This window comes from Bacteroides sp. AM10-21B, assembly GCF_003472565.1.
GTDB classification, from domain to species: Bacteria; Bacteroidota; Bacteroidia; order Bacteroidales; family Bacteroidaceae; genus Bacteroides; species Bacteroides propionicigenes.
The window spans coordinates 15,732-34,403 of record NZ_QRME01000001.1 but is presented as its reverse complement, the minus strand read 5'-3'; the positions used below and the strand labels follow the sequence as shown (position 1 = coordinate 34,403).

The window sequence follows — 18,672 nt, the reverse complement described above, 5'->3', positions numbered from 1 at the left end:
AACGATAATGTCAGGGACAAACGGAAAAGTAAACTTATTGGATGTTGTTCCCGCCCGGTGCGGACACATCACAACCGAATGGGAAGGGGAGTGCGCAGTGCTCTCCTTTCCCCGGTTTAAATATGACTGGATGCGGCGTTTCTTATTGCCGAAAAGTATGTCGGCTGATATTCATGTGAAACTGGAAGAGCATGGAACTGCCGTATGGGCTTTGATAGACGGACAGCGGACTGTGCAGGAAATAATCACTCTGCTTGCCGAACATTTTCAAAATGAATCTGATTACCCTTCCCGCGTCACGACTTATATTACGCAGTTGCAGAAGGATGGGTTTGTGCAGTTGAAAGTTAAAAGTTGAGAGTTGAAACTTTCAACTCTCAACTTTTAACCCTTTAATTGTTTTCTCTGTCTACTTTTATCAGCCCGCCTGTAGCTGTATCGAACAGCACTTTCACAGTGGAATTTTTGTTGAATAATACGGGCGCAAGGTATTCTATCGTACCGAACTGCGTGATGGGCAGTTCACCGTCAAATAATTTTTTGTTGTTGCCTGTCAGTGTGATATGGGCACGTCCCGGAACGTTGTAGGCGATTCCGTCTACTTTCTTTTTACCGTCGTCTTCGGGAATGGCGGGAGTTTTCATATCAGTTACGGAAATATAATACGGTTCGCCTGCCAAATCATCATTGGCTACTACGCCTAATCGCTTGGAAAAGCGGAAAGCCACTTCGTTGTTCATTTCTTTAGGTGTGATACGGATAGTGAACGTCTGAGGTTCTTCTTTCAAGGTACCGGAGAACATTTCTGTCATGGCACGCTCCTGCAGGTTCAGGTTGTCGAGCATGATTCTGAGTTGTGCTCCGTCCTGCGGCATATTGTCGGCTTCGCCACGAAGAAGGGCGTTCTTGCTTTCGCGGATGTTGTAGATTTCTTTGGCTACCAACTCCGCCATTTTAGCTCTGGAGCTTGCCATGAGTATCTCTTCCGTCAGAAACTTACGCGGGTCTATAATCTCTTGTGCGGCAGCGGTTATCTTGGTTGCCGGTATTGTGCGGTTGCTGAGCGGCATATTGATGGAACGTACGATGCCGTCTTCGGTAAGTTCCATTAGCGGGGCTACGGTCTTGTCTTTCAGCTTGACGAAGTAGACATTATCTTTGTCGGGCACGCCTGTAACACGTGTTTGCAACTTATCGATGGTCCAATAGATATCCGGGTCGGCAGACACATTGCTCATGCGCAGGTAGCGGTCTGCATACTTGCAGAACTCTCCGGGCATATACGTGTGTTTGGTAGCTTCCACTACAATCTCTATTTCGGTTTTGGGCAGGAGATAAGTTACTCCGTAGTCCTTACCGCGCATTATGCCGGTGCTGACATCCGTTTGGGCATAGGTGCTTGTGGCTATTAAAAGCCCGGCAAGCCATATCATCTTTTTCTTCATATTTCTCTGTCTGTTTATAACTGTGAATTAAAAAACAAAGTTAACGAAGTTCTTTATTCCCGGAACCCATTTACGAAAGATTAACTAATAGTTGAATGTTGGAATGAGTACCTCCGCTATTCCTACGCGGTCGTCATTCACTACAATACGCAAGTCACTGGCAGTCGTTCCTTTGAAAGAGTAGGAGATGAGTTGGTCGTACCGGCTGACAGTACCCGAGTAAACCGTCAGGAATTGTCCGCCACCGCCCGAAAGCTGTATTTCAAATTCTGCGGGCAGCTTGTTCTCACGTTTGAAGGCGATGGATATTTCGTCTATTTTGGCTCCGTTCTTCAGGGCAAAGGTGATATAGTCTCCCTTGTTGCCTTGCCAAGCGGTGTTGATTTCTCCGTCGAGCACCTTCGATGCGTTTTCCATATCGGTACTTGCCGTTACGGGGCTGACGGGTTTCCGGCTTTCGAGTGCTTGCAGACGGCTTTGATAATCTTCTACGGTGAGTATGCCGTTCAGGCGGATGTCTTCGGAAGAAGCGCCTGCCATAAGGGCGAATTCTCCCGGTTCTACTGTCCACTTCATGTCGGCGTTCAGTAGTTCGAGGTGCTTGCGGTCCAGTGTGAAAGTCACCTCTTTGGTTTCTCCGGGGTTCAGGTGGATGCGCTCAAAGCCGGCAAGGTTCTTTTCGTAGGTGGTGACGCTGCTTAGGATATCACGGATATAGAGCTGTACCACTTCATCGCCTGCACGTTTGCCGGTATTGGTTACTTTTAGCCGTACGGTGGCTTTCTGATCGGGAGTGATTACTTTGGGAGTAATTTCGAGGTCGGAATACTTAAAGTCAGTGTAGCTCAGACCATAGCCGAAGGGGTATAGCGCACCGTTGACGCGCGACATATTGCCGTCCGGTCCGGGATTCTTGCCGCCATCAATCTGTGAAGCCGGTTTGCAGGGGAAGTTGAACGGTATCTGGCCTACAGTCTTGGGAAAAGTGACCGTCAGCTTGCCGCCCGGGTTATAGTCGCCAAAGAGGATGTCGGCTATTGCCGTGCCGCCTTTGGACCCCGGATACCAAGCTTCGAGAATGGCGGGTACAAACTTGTCTGCCCAGTTTATGGACTGCGGACGGCCGTTAATCAATACCAATACCACGGGCTTTCCCACGGCTTGTACCGCTTGGAGTAGCTTTAATTGGTGTCCCGGAAGTTCCAGACTTGTGCGTGACTTGTTCTCGCCGCAGGTACGCTGACCGCCGCCCAATACCACTACTGCCACATCAGCTTGGCGGGCATTGGCTGCGGCACGGTCTATCTCGGCCTGTTCGGCAGGGGTGAGGGGGTATTCTATAATTTCACTCTCAGGCCAGTGTCCATCTACGAGGTCGCAGCCTTTGGTGTAAAGCACCTCTGCCTTGCCTTGCACTTTCTCGCGTATTCCTTCGAGAACCGTGGTGACCTCTACGGCAAGTGGCCCGTAGTGGGTCAGAGCATAACCTTCTTCATCGGCATTCGGACCGCAAACGGCAATCTTCTTTATTCGGTCGATGTTCAACGGAAGTGTGCCGTCTGCATTTTTCAGTAATACAACGGACTCGCGGGATGCCTGCAGGGCAACGGCTTCATTGGCTTCTTTTTCCACTTCTTCGTCCGCTCCGGCAAGATTGGTTTGGTAGGGAGTGTCGAACAGTCCGATAAGGAATTTCACCCGAAGAATGTCGCGCACGCGGTCGTTGATAACCTCTTCGCTCAGTCCGCCTTCTTTTACGAGTTCGCGTAGCGGAAGTACGAAAGAGTCGGGCGAGCGGAATGTACAGCGCACGTTGAGTCCTGCCTCCACACTTTGGCGTACGGCCTCTTTCATGTCTTTGGCGGTGTTGTGCTTGGTGTAGAGATATTCCACCGCATCACTGTCCGAAACTACATATCCGCGGAATCCCATTTCCTGACGCAGGCGGGTCATCAGCCAGTAGTAGCTGCCTTGTATGGGAATGCCGTCGTAGTCGTTGTAGGAACTCATTACGCCCAATAATCCGGCTTCGCGGATTACCCGCTTGAAGGGGTAGATGTGGATATTCTCTACTTCGCGCGGTGACATTTGCGGATCTACGCGTGACATACCTTCACGCGCTCCCTTGTTGTTGCTGTATGCGGCAAAGTGCTTGGCGGTGGCGGCTACCTGATGATTGTGTTGCAGTCCGCGTACCATTTCGATGCCCAGTTCGGCAACGAGGTAGGGAGATTCACCGTAGACTTCTTCGTAGCGTCCCCAGCGTTGGTCCCGACCTACATCGAGAATGGGAGCGTAGACGTTGGTATAGCCCAGCATACGTGCCTCTCGTCCGGTGATAAGTCCTACTTGGCGGATTAGTTCTCGGTTCCATGTGTGCCCTAAGCCCAGCTGGGTGGGGAAGTTGGTGGCTTTGTAACTCTCTATGCCGCGTATACCCTCATTGGTGAAGTCTACGGGAATACCGAGGCGGGTGTCTTCGACAAAGAAGCGTTGTACCTCGTTCAGTGCCCAGGCATGGCGTGAGGCGGGCCAGACGTTTTCATTGTCCGAAGGCGGCAGTCCCCATTGCCGGAAGCCGTTCAGATGCTCGTCGATAGCGCCGATGCCGTCCTTCCAAAGCATCTGTTTCCATTCGGGGGTAGGGAGGTCGTCTTTCAGCACTCGTTTGTAGCCGTAGAGGGTAACCATTTGACAGGTCTTTTCTTCGAGTGTCATCTGCTCCAAGAGGTTTTCTATGCGGGCTTCGAGCGTTGCAGCGGGATCTTCGTATGTATCTTTGATACCGTTTTTGTTGAAGTCTATCCAACCCTTATGGTACATTTCGTTTCTCACCGGCTTGTAATGTGCCGGTAGCTTTATGGTTTTCTGTGCCGACAGTAATGCGCCACTGCCCAATAGCAAGGCGGCTACAATCAATCTCTTCATGGTATGGTATGCTTTTAATAGTTTTCTTCGGGTGTCAAAGATATGGATTTTCGGAAACAGAGGAGGACAAAATTGTCCGGACTACGGACATTTATTGTCCATGACATGGGAGAGTTTTGTTCCATACGGTTGAAACTATCGGTTTCGTGCGTTGAAACAAATAATTTGCCGGACAGGAATTATAATACGGAAATTAATTCGTATCTTTGCCGCCACATAACTGCTGCAGGTTATAAATATCCGGGGTTGACTGGATTTGACAGCGGGCAGAAATGGTAAGTAAGCATGCAGTGCGTCGTTGATTTGCACTTAAATCTCAGTCTTCAAAATTTTATCTGGCGAAAGACAATTTGCTCTTGCTGCTTAATCGAATCATAGTAGATTAGCTTAATCCCGACACAAGGTGTTGGGACGAGACATCACTCGGAAGCTGTTGCTCCGAAGCGTTCCGGCAAAGTGGTGCAGTTACATCGGGGATAGTTCGTACTTGCCTCGGAGTGCGGATGAAACTTTAGAGGATAAGGTAACGGTTGATGGCTTTGGTTCTGTCGTTACACGAAAATTTAGGCAAAGATAAGCATGTAGAAAGCTTATGATTTCCTCGTTTGGACGAGGGTTCGATTCCCTCCAGCTCCACCGGTAAAAAGGACTCATTCATTGAACGTTTATATTCAATGAATGAGTCTTTTCTTTGTTGTGAATCGGATATTTCTTGCGGTATATGTATAAAGATTATCGGATCAACGTAAAAACCTGAGGGATTTTCTTTTTATATAGACTGACTATGTTGTATGCATAAAAAAGAAAATCCCTCAGGTTTTTACGTTGATCCCTAATTTTGCCTATTCTTGGAAAAGAAAAATCCCTGAACTTCTTTGAAATTCAGGGATTTACATCGTTTTTCTTTCTTGAAAAGTGGTGCCACCAGGAATCGTAATCTACGCCCAAGCGGCTCTATATCATCACTTTTCAGAATCGCCTCAACAGCAATCTCCTCCTATTGCTCCACCGTTGGACTTCTGCGTTCTGCGCATCGCTGCATGTGGTTTCACGCAGCAAAGGTAGTGATTCTGATTGAAAAACCAAAAGAATTAAGCGATGATGTAATTATTCCCCTTCTGGAAAGAATTGTTGAGGTTTTACCAAGGGAGATAAGCCGGGAAAATATTTCCGAAATGCCTCACGATAGATACGACAAATATCCTCATCAGTAATTTCATCATCTATGATTTTATACAGAGCTCCATCATGAAGCGGAAGAACGAGATCTACTTTCCAACGATAGCGATTATAGACATCGATTAAAGCCTGCTTGAATATAAGTGACCCTATGCTTTGAATCCTGTGATTAAGTATTTTATGGCAATCAGTATCCATATTAAGAATTCTGCTGTTTCCCAAAAAGGAAGAAACTTTAGGAGCGTTTACCAGTGATTCTAAATCGCCTTCAGAGCAATAACGATTAAAGAATCCTTTAAGTTTCTTAGCGCATACCCCTCCATAGATAAAACAGTAAAAGAGAATCTTAGCCTCTGATCTATCGCAATTAGCGATTCTCTCAATTTCTGAATAAATCCTGTTTTTTTCATAAAGGGATATCAATTCTTTCCTATTCGTAAGACCCGCAAGTATACCTGCTTCAAACTGACTGTAGTCCACATACAAATATCTATGATTGACAAAGGTCTGATGGGAGCAGTTAAATAGTCCACGAAATTCTTTGCTCATATTTTGTAATGACGGATTACGCAAAATAATACGCGATGTGCGACTACCCACGGGTTTTACTACAGGCGTGACTATATTCAGATTCTTCCTTATAGCACTCAAATATGTAAGTATCCTAAGATTGCGCTCCGCTTTTTCCGCATCACGAAATGGTTGAAGCTCAGGGTATTTCTTACATAAAGCCTTTAATCTCCCATATTTCAGATAATGAATTGGAAGATTCAATTGATTATACAAAGCCTCCAAATTCGGCTGCACCTGACCGGAATCAAGCTGAATTCGATTTAGGGCACGATAGAGCTTTTTATGCTGCACCTGACAAAACTCCTCAAGTTGATCATTCCGAAACTCTATGCCACGAGCGACTAAATCATACAGCACACGATTTACGGGTATTTCTATTTTCTCAATACGTGGCCATTCTTCTTCTCCTCGCCTTTTCATTTCCTGATAACAGTCTATCATAAGTCTAAGTGCTTCTTCATGTTGTTCCTCGGGTCGCAACGGCAGTTCCCGACCAGTATAATACAAAACCATTTCATGTGGAGACCAGCACTCATTCTGTTCTTCACAATACTCCACGGATTGGCGAATTTGCAGGTCTAGACATTCAAAATCAAGCAAATCAAATCTACTGATACCACCATAATTATTACAAAGCAAATGGATAACTTCCGTTATCTGACACGTAATGATTCTGTCGTGATAGAAGAGCCCATTTCTTGTCAAATTGATTACTATGCGCTGATCGTCTGCTACGTCACAGCCATAAAGACAACAATCAAGATAGATTACCACATATTCTTTTTCTTTTCTCATAAGCCAGAGTACATATCGGTGTATAGGTTCTTATTGGGGGATTTGAAAAGATAGGATGAAACTTGTCCCATCAGAGTGAGTTCTTTTTCTTTATTCCGATGCAGGAACACTGACATCGAAGCAAGGGGCTTAAGGTTCACGGGTAGCATACCTGACACAGATTCCGGATTAAGGGAACGACATGCTATCAATGCCGCCCTTATCTGCATATAACCATGGAATCTTTGCTTGCCAAGCATATTCATGATAACTCGCACGTAGGCAGGACGCACCGAGCACAAATAAATTATTATCGCTGCATTTTCTATGCGATGCGTGGCGTCGTTTCGCTCTAATTCTACAGCAGCATATCTCACCAACTGTTCATCATTGTATTTCAGATGAGCCATGAGCAGCCAAAAATGATATGCCTGCCAAGGATAGATGTCGCACTCCTTACGCATAAGCATGTTTGCAATCATGCGTTTGGCATCGTCTAAATCCCGATCATGCTTTACACAAGAAATCAACCTACAAATTAAAGGTGTATCAACAGGTGCAACCTTTAAGGTGTCAAGGAAGAAAAGCATATTCCTATAGAAATAATCCCAATATGACACAAGCGTAATTGGATAGTTACAAAGTATGTAGAGAAGGAATTTCTTTTTACGTTGTATATCTTTTGTATGCTCTTTAGAATTTCTTTTTAACGAATCCATGATTTCGTGAAGAGTGTTTACTAATAAAGCGATGCCGTTTTCGCGTCGTCCGAGATCTTCGCTCCTGATGAGTTGTTTTATCTTTTGATTAGTGTGATTATATAGACTCAGTCCTTCACGAAATTCGTCGACCTCCTTTTTGTTTTCGAGGGTTATACAAACCACCTTAGAGGAGTTTAGGCAAAGATTAAGACGACGCAATTCACCTTCGAGCGATTGCAACACATTGCGGGCACTAAAATAATCTGGTGCCATAAAATAAATGTCATCCATAAAGCGACAGTATTCTATAGCTTGTGCCTGAATCTGGATATCAACATGACTGAGATAGAAGGTCGCCAATAATGAGGATGCGTCACTGTTTTGTGGAAGTCCACAGTTCGTTTGGGAGTCCGAAATTTCTGAAAACATTTGCTCAAGCAATTTTATTGCGTTGAGAGCATCCGCATCAGTTGCAATTTCACGTAAGAAGCCTATAAGCGTCGCATGCGATATGTTATCAAAATAATTCACCACATCGCACTTGAATAGGCATCCCTCTCCTTTTTCGAGCCATTCGTCAATTAGATAATTCATCTTTATCCACTGATTTACACCGTTTGCTATAAGTGAATTATCCTCAGAACGATTAAGACGAGCTGCATAAACACGAGAGGAGATATATTCCTCCATCAACGGTGCCAATTTTTTTACAATAGCAATGTAAAGCAAACGATCAACAAAATTACCGACCATGGCCTTACGCTGCACCAAAGATTCCTTAGGAATATATAACACTTCCATTTTCTGGAATTTGTAATGTTCACGAACATCTTGGCTCGAAAAATAGTCGAGGACAAAATCTTGATTGCATAAATCCACATATTGCAATGGGTCGAAAAACCAATCGTCAATCATATCGCGGCGCAAATTCTTTAGTGCAGTATCAAGATTCAATCTCGTTCCATTAACACTCATCTCTCGTAGGTCAATGATGGTTTTGTCCTGTGCTATTCGAGTTTTAGTAGAAGCTCCTCTTCCTAATTTCTGCCACTTCCTTTCATAAAGCATTTCATTTATCTCGTCCCAATCTACTTGGGCGAGCATAAGCTGGTTCATTTCAAAATCAACAAAGGGATACTTTGAAATAACACTCACCATATAGGGAGCATCTGCAAGATATACGCCACCGCCTGAAATTCCATGATAATGATGGATATTTTTAATCTCGCTATTGCAATGTACCAAATGCTTATCGTCAGGATGATAATTTAGCTCAAAAGGTATAGAATGATCTCGCCCAAAATTAGGACAAGCGTGACATTTAAGAAGACACTCCTTATTTATCTCGCTATAGTTTTTCATCCAGACCTTGACAACTCGTGGCAGATAGGATTTTCGTACACGGATTATGGCAACATCCCAACGAGGATGGAAAAATATATTTTCATCCAAACTTTCAGAATACACCTCTAAAGTAACAAAGCCTTCCTCTGCTGCGACCATAATTGACAAATCAGTGATATCTGATAGTTGTGGATTTACAGTAGAGTCTTCTGACAGGATGTGTTTAGCTGTGACAACATAATTATATTTACTACCGGGAGATGTGACGTATAAAAATCCTGACCCATGACTATCTTGGCCCGCTACCCTCGCATCTATTTTGCAGGCATTATATTTTAAATTCAGTTTGTCCATCCAGCTCAAATTTATACTTTTTCTGTTCTGCTTCGGATATTTTTAGCTTTTCACTTAGCTCTTGGTGATAATTAAGATGAAAACGGATTTTATCATCTGTACGACGTCCCCAGTTCAATACCTTAAGCATCATTTTTTTATTCGGATGAAAATGAACCTTACCGTTCGTGAGTACTACGTAATCCGAGCATATAATTTTTTTCAAAATCTCGTGTGTGATGTTCTTGTAACTGCCATGATGAGGGAGCTTTAGCAAATCAAGACGCAGGGGATTGGTCTCAGAATAGTCGGATAATGCATCTAATAAGACTTGGGGCGTACTATCGCCAGGAAATAGATAGTTGTGCTCGCCATCAGTAAGTAACAATACAATTGAAGAAGCGTTGACTTCTGTAGTATCTAATACATTGTCATTCAGATAGTGTTCCAGCTCTTCAAACGTAGCATTCCAGTCGCATTTGGGAGACGACAGAAATTCTCCCACCCCATCCAATATTTTGTCACAACCACCATATAGGATTTTCAGCAACCAGTTATTCCCTAGTTCAAATACTTTGCCTCGTGTTAATTCTCTGTCCCATTTTACATGAAAATCTTCCAAAGCGCTCTGTACTGAATTGGCTTGACGAATAGATAGATAATTTTCTTTATTTACAGTCGGCATTACCATTTGTGCGGAATTGAACCACACGTTGTCAACTATTTCCCAATTATCTGAATCCATAGCAAACACTCCTCCGATGTGGTCATAATCATAATGGGTTATAACAAGAAGATCAACTCGCTGACCTTGTGCTCTTACTTCATCAATCAAACAAGAATATGCATCGGAATCTGGCGTGCCTGAATCTATAATTACATTCTTATCATTATGACGGATGTTTATACAGTCACCATGTTTTGCTCGTAAAAATGATATCGTCATTGTTTTTAACTTTGTAATTTCTGTTTCATTTTCATATACCATCTAAAACAGGCAGAGCAAGTGTGGAATACAGTTTGAACAAAAGATGCAATACTTAATTATATATGCTCTTAATGTTCATTGCAATTCTATTGAAACTTAATTTCCGCAATCGACGGTTATTGTATTCCTGCCTAACATTAGTATAGAGTCATGTCTTCCTATACTTCCACTTTTTAACGATTGTATTCCGTGAACCGTCTCTGCCAAAGAATGACTTCTGGTTCAAAGATAATAATATTATTTTGAGCCATAGTCGTTACTATCTTTCAATCTTTTGATTTCCCTATCAAAATCGCTTTCAAGCAGTTCCATTTCACGTTTGCGGTAGATTTCAAACTCCTTTTCTGCCTTCTCAACCGCTTGCTTATGCGAAATGTTCCCCTTGCCAATTAAGACCTTTCGTTTGTGAGCGATAATCTGATTGTCAAGTGCCTCTATCCAATCTTTCATGGTCATGGGATTCATTTCCAATGCTTGGAACTCTGCAAAGTCCAAGAAGCCGGAGACAAGCAAGTTCAAACGTTGAAGTTCAATCTCCGACAGATAATTCTTGGCAATCTTCACGTCATCCTTGGTCACATAGTTACCCTTGAAGTTCGTCATGCCCACAAATGGCTTTTCATTGTCCACGCGATTGTAGATAACTTCCGCTGCCGTATTCTCGTGAACGGCATAATGCAATTTGTTCTGCACAGTGGCAAAAAACATCTTTGTCATCTCATCGCGTGGGTCATAGTCCGTGGCAGTTGCATAAATATCCGTAACCTGTTGATAGAAGTTGCGTTCACTACTACGAATATCCCTGATGCGTTGCAGCAACTCACGGAAATACCGATTACCGCCTTGCTTTAACCGCTCATCATCCATCACAAATCCTTTCTGAATATACTCATGAAGCCGTTGGGTGGCCCAACGGCGAAAGCGAGTCGCCACCTGAGACTGGACACGATAGCCCAAAGCGATGACCATGTCAAGGTTGTAGTGTAGAACACTGCGTTGCACTTGGCGTTTACCTTCTTGCCGAACTGTCAAGAAATCCTTTACAGTTCGATTTGGGTCTAATTCTCCATCATTTAGGATGTTGTCTATGTGCTGACTGATATTCTGCTTTGTCGTACAATATATCTCCGCCAACTGATTTTGTGTCAACCACAAATCTTCATCGGTAAAACGCACAGACACACGAGTTATCTCATCATCGTCCTGATAGAGTATTATTTTGTTTTCTACTGTCATAGTTACATCTTTTAGTTGTCATCTTCAAGGAACTCAAATTCTCGCTTTAATAATCTAAAGAATACATCATTTCTACTTTTAGCTAAATTGTAAATGTCCTCAAAAGAATACAATTCAATTCTTATTGGTATTTTGTTCTTAGGACTATTATTTATTGAAAAATCATCATCACCGTACCAAGAATCTTCTAAAAACGGAATCTGATAATATCCACGACTCACATTGTTGGAACTTAATTCTTTATCTATATCAGTCTTTCTTGCCAATATAATACCTGTATACTGTACTCGCTTTGTCTCTACCTTCCAATTGATAACCTTTACGGGATTATTATAAAAATCTTGCGCATATCTTTTTACTTGCGCTATCATGCCTTCCTCTTTATCGCCGGCGTTATGGGCTTTGGTAGTTGATTTTAATTCAAATATCAAAATTTGTTTTGTCTTTTCTGGATCATCTGCCCAAATATACACATCGGATAAGGCTTGTCCTGATTTAGTACTTTTCGCCTTAAAATTATTTGAGAAAGTTGTAAATTTATCGTCAAGAATCCACAAATTATGCAAATGGTTAATGTTAGAAGAATCACTTAAAGTTGTTCCTCTATTAATAAATAACTCGTGAACGGTACTTTCTAATTCTGGTTTGCTTTCACCATTTTTATCAAATTTTTGAATTAGTGAATGTAATCGCTTAAGTACGCTTTCGCGATGTTTTACATAGATGTGCAAACTTGAATTTAAAAGTTTATGGCATTCATCCGAATCACTAAATCGCTCGTCTTCTTCGTTTATTGGAGATTTATCAATTTGATTCCAAAACTTTTTTTCAATTCTGCTTTTTTCATCTATCGCCGATTGTATAATTTCTCGTTCATTTACAATATTTTTATCTCCAATAATACTGTCCTCGGTGACAAATGCTTCAAGTGAAGGATATTTCTTTTGGAATGCTTTTAAATTCTTCTTAGATACTTTTTGATTGTTCGCGATTACAATTTTGAATTGTTCATTCAGAATTTCATTTATCTTATTCTGGATACTTGTAATATCATCGCATGAGACATCTATTCTTTCCCCTTTTGTATCAACATACTCATCAAAAAAATCAGATGTTAAATACAACGTATAACCCTCTCTATTATCTATAGAATAGTTCAATTTGCCTATAGATAAGTTTGCCCTTAGATTTCTAGCAAAACATGTAATCGGATTGTCACCATGCATTATTCCATCATTCTTAATCAACCATAATGAAAAAGAATGCCTATTATCATCTGAAAGTGTTAATTCAAATGGCTTCCTTATCGTTTCTGCTACTATATTACTTTTCCTAATAGTAACCTCATCTCCATTTAAGGAGATGTTTACAACAAGTGTTTCATTGTTTATTATGAAAGGGAAAAATGTTTCTATAAACCATTGTTTAAACGATTTAGAATCTGAATAATTTTTAAAGAAAGTTTTAGCTCTACCAAATGTTTGTTGTTTATTAATTAGAATTGTCAATTTTGTATAGGTACTATTACCCGATTTTTCTTCCTCAAATTCAGAAAAACTAAAAAGACCTTCTGATGTACTTGGGTACGGTATAGTTCTCTTGTTAAATTTACCATTTTCATCTTTATACACAGTTTCGTATTCAGCAGAATCAGCAAAAAAAATAATCGCTAAACGTCCTTGCCCTAAAGGATGAAAGTTAAGTTTTTCCTTTTCTGGATTCCTTCGATCTAACTCTTCAAAGTATTTTCGATTCTTTTCGTTGAACCCTTCGCCATTATCTGATAACTCAATTTTACATTGAGAATCATCAAATGCTATGTTTAAATTCAGTTTGGGAATATAATCTTCCTCTTTAGTTTTTCTAATTAATACAGCATGTATAGCATTTGAGATAATCTCACGCAGCAAAAGAAAGAACTTTTCACGGCTGTTCTTGTATTCTTTTTCTGCTCTATATTGTACATTAGACTTTTGTTCCATATCTAATATTCTTATTGTAGTATATTTTGTGAATTTAATAGTTTATGCTATATAACCCTTTAACATAAGTATTTATGTCCTTTGAGTCTTGTAACGAAAGCAAACTTACACGTTGTTTGCTGCTCAGTACAGGTATTCCAAACCCTTTTACATAATTTTTTGCATAGGAATAGTATCCTGTGGCATAGGGTTTGGCGGTGTGTTGCATATAGTAGTCAAAAATTGAAGACTCGAGAATGCGTTTCAGCACAAGGAGCTCTTCTTCGTTTTCGCTGAAAATGGCATAGCCACAATAAATGAGCATATTCTCGTTATCAGTATAGACAAAACGCGGATGGTCGGTCATGTAAGGAAACAATAGCTTACGGCCACGATCACAAGTAGCTTGCGAACGTCCGAAAGCATACCATGCCTCGTAGGTCTTTTCTCCTTTATCACGCTGCGACAATTTTATTTTATTAAGTGACAGATACTTGTACGCTTCCGGGTATTTGCTCATAAATACTGCTTCGGCTATAACTTTATTATTCTCATCGTATGGAAATATCACCTTTTCTATGATGTCGGGTATTTCTTCTTCTGTGTGCAGAATGTTCGGTTTTATGATGTCTCGGCAAATTCCTCTTTCAATAGGAAACTCCATATCTCCAACCTGTAGATAGAAAAACATCTCGTCCTCGTGCGTAGGACGGAATATATAAACATTGTTGGCGAGGGTTGCAATGCCGTTCTTTATTTGGAATAATTCGCCGAGCGGACGCCCCACACTCTCTATCCTGCGAATGTTTTGCAGGATTTCAGCGTTGTTAAGATTCCAACCTTTATGGTCATCAAGGTCGCTGTATGGTATGAGGTTGAAGTGTGCCGGTGTTTCAGCAAAGTCATTAACGTTTATCTGTCCTTTTGTATAGCATACTCCAGGCTCACCCAGTTTGTCAATTAAAACAATGCAGGTATAGGCAAGCGTTTTGCCAAAGATGAGTTGGTCTCCGAAATCAACGACTTCAAGAGCTGCGTTCGTACTGCGAAAATAACCACGCAATAGTCTTGCGTTCACACTTTTGAAGAACGAATTGAGCGTGATGTAGCCCAATACCCCGTCCTCTCGAAGAATGTTGCAAGCAATCTCGAAAAACGGCAGATAGAGGTCTGCGTTTCCACACCGAGCCACTTGCCAACGAGAAAGCAACACCTTTGACTCTGCGTCAATATGCTTTGCACGGACATACGGCGGATTACCTACAACGATGTCAAAACCACCGTTTTCTGCCACTCCCGGCATTGCCGCAAAATCAAAATCAAGTGAATTGCCCTGACAGATGCAAAAATCCTCATCCGTCAGTATCTCGTCATTCTGCAACGCAGCCAACGAAAGAAGAATTTTGCAGCGCGTTACACTTAATTCACTTACGTCCACACCGTAAAGACGATGTACTGCTTCACGATATGACAATTCGCAATGGGTGTGCAGATAGTCGGCAAGTGAAAATAGGAATGAGCCGCAACCGCAAGCAATATCGATTGCAAGACAGTCTTGCAATGGTTTTCTATGTGTGGCTACAACTCTCTCCAGAATGTAATCGCGAATGTATTTCGGAGTATAAACCGCACCGTTTTTTGTTTTCTCTTCTTTGGGGATTGCCAACTCGAACACGTTGATAACATCCTCTATCGACTTGATGCCAACGCTCGGCACATCGTTGCGATAGTAATTGGCAAGCAATCCGCCACGGACAATCAAAGCATTATTCTTGACGAAAGACGAAACAACAATACTGTCCAAGCAAAGTTGTTGCTCGGTATAGCGTGAGATTATGTTTTGCAGTTCTTTATTCATAGTGATGGTCGGTACGAGGGGTTGACATGATGATTTCTTTCTCAGAATCGTTCAATCCGTAGAGCTCACAACACAGACAATCAACCTCGTTCCAAAGGTTGTTCAATAACGGATATAGGCGAGAGGCGGAAGAAATGTTGGTTGTGATTGCCGTATTAGTTTCTTCAATACGTCGTGCCACTCTTGCGAGTTGCTGCATTCGTTCTCTGAACATGATAAATTCCATGCGCGGAAATGGAACTGGAGCGAGGAACTGTTTATTGAACTTATAGAAACCTCCTTGCTGTGGATTGGCTATTGACTTGGCAAAATAGGCAAACGGTGTAGAGTTGATTACAGCCGCCATTGCGTACAGTTTATCGTCTGTCACTTCCGGTATCTGCACAAAGAACATATTGGCATTGTCACAATAAGCATCCTCTTGCATTACGACCGCTGCTTGTGGGTTCTGCGTGGTCATGGGTATGCAAAGCTTCTTGTAAACAGCGTTGTGGTTATTGGCGCGGGTGAACAAATGCCAGTTTTCATCGCGGTCTAATGTCGGGAAACGGTCAGGTACGGTTTGCACATTCTCTTCAATCAGAGTGCGGTTCTCTCGCAGATAACGACCAGCCAAAGGATAGCGGCGTTCGTAATCAGAGAACAGGACAGGCTGGACATTGCCATCCGTCACATCATACGGAAACAATATGCAGGTCATGTTTTCACGAACAGACAACGGCACAAAGTGTTCGTTGCAAAGCAACACCCTGCAAGCTCCACGCTCCACTTGCAGTTTCCCGCAAAGTGCTGTACTTCCGTAGATATAATTCTCATCAATGTGGTCAACTGCTATGTGGAAAGCCTCGTCCCATAACACTTGCACACCAACCTTGATGTTGCAGACCTCTCCTAACGTTCCCAGTTCGTTTGCGAGTCTTACCCGCAGTGCCGTGGTCTGGTAGTTTTCAAACGACCATGGAGTTTCTGTAATCGTCTCTTTGGCTATTTCAATACATTCGTTATTGGTGCTGTTAATGTACTTAATCATATCGTTGTCTGTAGCAGACTTGTCGCACACAACAATGGCAATGTAGGTTATTCTGTCCTCAAACAAATCTGTTTCCGCGTAGTCATAGACTGTGCGGAGCAAACGTCTTTCGCTCAACAGTTTGCGAATACCATTGCCGTAATCTGTCTTGAAGAATCGCTTTTGTACAATGTAGCCAAGACTACCATGAGCATTCAGCAATTCTATTCCACGTTCAATAAATGGAATGGCAAGGTCTATTTTCCCATTCCTACTCGAAGCATAACGCTGCTTGATGTATGCGGACATACAAGGCAAAGCGACATTGTAATTTTTTACTTCAACGTATGGAGGATTGCCGATAACGTAGTCAAAACCACCGCGATTGAAAACATTGCTAAAAGCCGCCTGATAGTCGAAAACATTAGTTGCTACTAATTCTTCAAGATTTTCTGCTATATCAGAAACGCGCTCCAGAATATCAGGCTCAACGAGTGAATTGCCACACTTAATGTTCACCCCCACTCCGTGCAGAATCTGTGAACCATAAAGACCGGCATTGCCGAAATCGCTCGGTTCGAAGCCATCAATTATTTTCAGTGATAGCGAGAGCTTTGCCACTTCAACGCACTCCTGATTAATGTCAACTCCATATAAACATTGGTTTACTATCAGTTTTCGTCCTTCTATATTCAAGTATTTCCTTCCGTCCTTTTCATAAAGATATTGATTTGGTAAAACATCTTTTCGTCCTTCTATGTTGTTTTCTATCTGCGTTGCCAAATAATCGTAAAGGTTCACAAGGAACACGCCACTGCCACAAGCAGGGTCTAAGAATTTCAAGTCAAGAACTTGCTTATTGGTAAGCGATTGCAGATATTCGGGGGGAATAGTGCAATCTATCGTGTTATGGACGATAGACTCGGGAGTTGTTACCGCTCCATTACTTTTTCTGAACTCCGACTTCAATACATTCTTAAGCATTCCATTGCCATCATATTCCAGATGATAACCAAGAAAAAGGTCGTAAATGTCACTGATGCTTCTCAACGGAATCACATCAAAGCAATAAGGCGATGGATAGTAAAAATAAGACAACAGCTCATCAAAGACAGCATTGTCAATAATTAAATCTTGAATCTGCCTAATCCGAGTAAACATCGGGCCATCATAATGCTCGTAAAAATCGATATAAGACGATTTTTTGAACTGTAACCAAAAGTCTGTTGCGGCAAAATCCCTCAATAGCCCGTCATGTTCCAACCCGCGAGCCTCACAGACACGGATGAACAATATGCGATTCAGAATTATCTGAGTCCAAAGGTTAATGTCGACAATACTGATTGTGCGGTGGTTACCATCAATGATTGCCTGTGCAAGTTTGAGCCGCACGCCATTCAAAGCCTTGGAAAAATTTTTGTCGATGGAATCCTTACCGACAAATCTCATACGAAGCCTATTGTTTATCGTTTCCTCACGCCCCAAAAAGCGATTGAAACAATCAAAATTATCCGTATAGTTTTCCGCTTTCAGGTAAACCAAACGAGCAAAATCGGCATTATCCGTGTGGCGAGGCATGGTCGTACAATCGTAAATCGCCAGTTCGTCCATGTTTGTCACCACTGAATAACTTGCACCGATAGACCAGCCATATGAACGAATCTGGAAAGCAACGCTCTTGTCTTCTTTTATATTGACAGTTCGTTTTTTCGCATCAAGGAAAAACAAGCGAACTCGCCCGTTCATTAGCGTATAGTCAGGACGTGTATTTGTAGAACCGATATCATTTAATGCCGCTCGCTCCATAATCTCAAGTGGAACTTCTTGCAATACTTGATTGGTATTTCTTACATCCCAGCCAAACACAGCAAGCATTTGGTTAATCCAAGTACGTGTGGTTTCTTCCGAAGCCATTTCAAGCTCCCCACGTTCACAAGCCTCTTTATAGCTTGCTACGAATGCCTTAAAATCTTCAATCCTTGCCATATTTATTCTCTATTTTTGTAGGATGATTGCCATATTCCCCCATTTCTTCTGCTACCATATAAAGGATGCCGTTTGCGTCTTTCTCCTCCTCAACAAGGCTATAGACTTTCCCCGCAAGCCAGTAACGACGTAACTCTTCATATGGAATACCATAGAAAAGAGCCAGTTGACGCACCTGTTCTTCTCGTGCTTGTCTGTCACCCTTCTCAATCTTGCAATATACGGCAGTATCCATATTTATTCCTGCTGCAACCTGTCGTTGCAGCAGATTATGTGATTCTCGCAGTTCTTTCAGTTTATCTTGGAAAAGCATGGTAGAATAATTTTATGGTGCAAAGTTACTTCTAATATTTCATT

The 18,672-nt window shown here is 42.1% G+C and carries 11 protein-coding genes and 1 other RNA gene; 2 read left to right on the top strand and 10 right to left on the bottom strand.

All coding sequences use genetic code 11. The features are described 5' to 3' along the window. Window positions 1-7 precede the first annotated feature (7 nt). Window positions 8-358, top strand: a complete 351-nt coding sequence (locus tag DW121_RS00155) for a PqqD family protein (RefSeq protein ID WP_117712883.1) — start codon at window positions 8-10, stop codon at window positions 356-358. 34 nt (window positions 359-392) lie between these two features. Here DW121_RS00155 and DW121_RS00150 read toward each other — a convergent pair whose 3' ends face one another. Both DW121_RS00150 and DW121_RS00145 read right to left on the bottom strand, forming a co-directional pair. Continuing rightward, window positions 393-1,445 (bottom strand): DUF4831 family protein, encoded by a 1,053-nt coding sequence (locus DW121_RS00150; protein ID WP_117712882.1) that lies wholly within the window; start codon window positions 1,443-1,445, stop codon window positions 393-395. 84 nt (window positions 1,446-1,529) lie between these two features. Further along, a complete protein-coding gene (locus DW121_RS00145; protein ID WP_118322617.1) occupies window positions 1,530-4,373 on the bottom strand; it encodes a beta-glucosidase in 2,844 nt (947 codons plus the stop codon). A gap of 242 nt (window positions 4,374-4,615) precedes the next feature. Here DW121_RS00145 and ssrA point away from each other — a divergent pair. After that, window positions 4,616-5,012: a transfer-messenger RNA gene (gene ssrA, locus DW121_RS00140) on the top strand. Between the two features lie 468 nt (window positions 5,013-5,480). On the opposite strand, the gene DW121_RS00135 is transcribed toward ssrA, so the two are convergent. The 8 genes from DW121_RS00135 to DW121_RS00100 form a co-directional block, all read right to left on the bottom strand. Then, window positions 5,481-6,920, bottom strand: coding sequence for a DNA polymerase (locus DW121_RS00135; RefSeq protein WP_118322614.1), 1,440 nt, complete (start codon window positions 6,918-6,920; stop codon window positions 5,481-5,483). Continuing rightward, complete coding sequence (locus DW121_RS00130; RefSeq protein ID WP_118322611.1) at window positions 6,917-9,298, bottom strand: RNA-directed DNA polymerase; 2,382 nt, start codon at window positions 9,296-9,298, stop codon at window positions 6,917-6,919. The genes DW121_RS00135 and DW121_RS00130 overlap by 4 nt, the downstream gene beginning before the upstream one ends. Further along, on the bottom strand, window positions 9,273-10,223 hold the full coding sequence (locus DW121_RS00125) for a ComEC/Rec2 family competence protein (RefSeq protein WP_158573906.1): 951 nt from the start codon (window positions 10,221-10,223) through the stop codon (window positions 9,273-9,275). Before DW121_RS00125 ends, DW121_RS00130 begins: the two co-directional genes overlap by 26 nt. Window positions 10,224-10,502: 279 nt before the next feature. Further along, window positions 10,503-11,501 carry a virulence RhuM family protein gene (locus DW121_RS00120; RefSeq protein ID WP_118322607.1) on the bottom strand — a complete coding sequence of 333 codons (999 nt, stop codon included), beginning with the start codon at window positions 11,499-11,501 and terminating at the stop codon, window positions 10,503-10,505. 11 nt (window positions 11,502-11,512) lie between these two features. Further along, the gene (locus DW121_RS00115) at window positions 11,513-13,483 is read right to left on the bottom strand and encodes an ATP-binding protein (protein WP_118322605.1); all 1,971 of its coding nucleotides are present in this window, start codon (window positions 13,481-13,483) and stop codon (window positions 11,513-11,515) included. 34 nt (window positions 13,484-13,517) lie between these two features. After that, window positions 13,518-15,320 carry an Eco57I restriction-modification methylase domain-containing protein gene (locus DW121_RS00110; protein ID WP_118322603.1) on the bottom strand — a complete coding sequence of 601 codons (1,803 nt, stop codon included), beginning with the start codon at window positions 15,318-15,320 and terminating at the stop codon, window positions 13,518-13,520. Continuing rightward, window positions 15,313-18,315: an Eco57I restriction-modification methylase domain-containing protein gene (locus DW121_RS00105; protein WP_118322600.1), complete on the bottom strand. Its 3,003-nt coding sequence runs from the start codon at window positions 18,313-18,315 to the stop codon at window positions 15,313-15,315. The genes DW121_RS00110 and DW121_RS00105 overlap by 8 nt, the downstream gene beginning before the upstream one ends. Further along, the gene (locus DW121_RS00100; RefSeq protein ID WP_002562180.1) at window positions 18,302-18,628 is read right to left on the bottom strand and encodes a helix-turn-helix domain-containing protein; all 327 of its coding nucleotides are present in this window, start codon (window positions 18,626-18,628) and stop codon (window positions 18,302-18,304) included. The genes DW121_RS00105 and DW121_RS00100 overlap by 14 nt, the downstream gene beginning before the upstream one ends. Window positions 18,629-18,672: the final 44 nt, after the last annotated feature.

What these genes read in the sequence shown, in the direction of transcription:
- DW121_RS00125 (WP_158573906.1), bottom strand. Translation starts at nt 10,223, where the DNA reads ATGACGATATCATTTTTACGAGCAAAACATGGTGACTGTATAAACATC.
- DW121_RS00120 (WP_118322607.1), bottom strand. Translation starts at nt 11,501, where the DNA reads ATGACAGTAGAAAACAAAATAATACTCTATCAGGACGATGATGAGATA.
- DW121_RS00115 (WP_118322605.1), bottom strand. Translation starts at nt 13,483, where the DNA reads ATGGAACAAAAGTCTAATGTACAATATAGAGCAGAAAAAGAATACAAG.
- DW121_RS00155 (WP_117712883.1), top strand. Translation starts at nt 8, where the DNA reads ATGTCAGGGACAAACGGAAAAGTAAACTTATTGGATGTTGTTCCCGCC.
- DW121_RS00145 (WP_118322617.1), bottom strand. Translation starts at nt 4,373, where the DNA reads ATGAAGAGATTGATTGTAGCCGCCTTGCTATTGGGCAGTGGCGCATTA.
- DW121_RS00110 (WP_118322603.1), bottom strand. Translation starts at nt 15,320, where the DNA reads ATGAATAAAGAACTGCAAAACATAATCTCACGCTATACCGAGCAACAA.
- DW121_RS00105 (WP_118322600.1), bottom strand. Translation starts at nt 18,315, where the DNA reads ATGGCAAGGATTGAAGATTTTAAGGCATTCGTAGCAAGCTATAAAGAG.
- DW121_RS00100 (WP_002562180.1), bottom strand. Translation starts at nt 18,628, where the DNA reads ATGCTTTTCCAAGATAAACTGAAAGAACTGCGAGAATCACATAATCTG.
- DW121_RS00150 (WP_117712882.1), bottom strand. Translation starts at nt 1,445, where the DNA reads ATGAAGAAAAAGATGATATGGCTTGCCGGGCTTTTAATAGCCACAAGC.
- DW121_RS00130 (WP_118322611.1), bottom strand. Translation starts at nt 9,298, where the DNA reads ATGGACAAACTGAATTTAAAATATAATGCCTGCAAAATAGATGCGAGG.
- DW121_RS00135 (WP_118322614.1), bottom strand. Translation starts at nt 6,920, where the DNA reads ATGAGAAAAGAAAAAGAATATGTGGTAATCTATCTTGATTGTTGTCTT.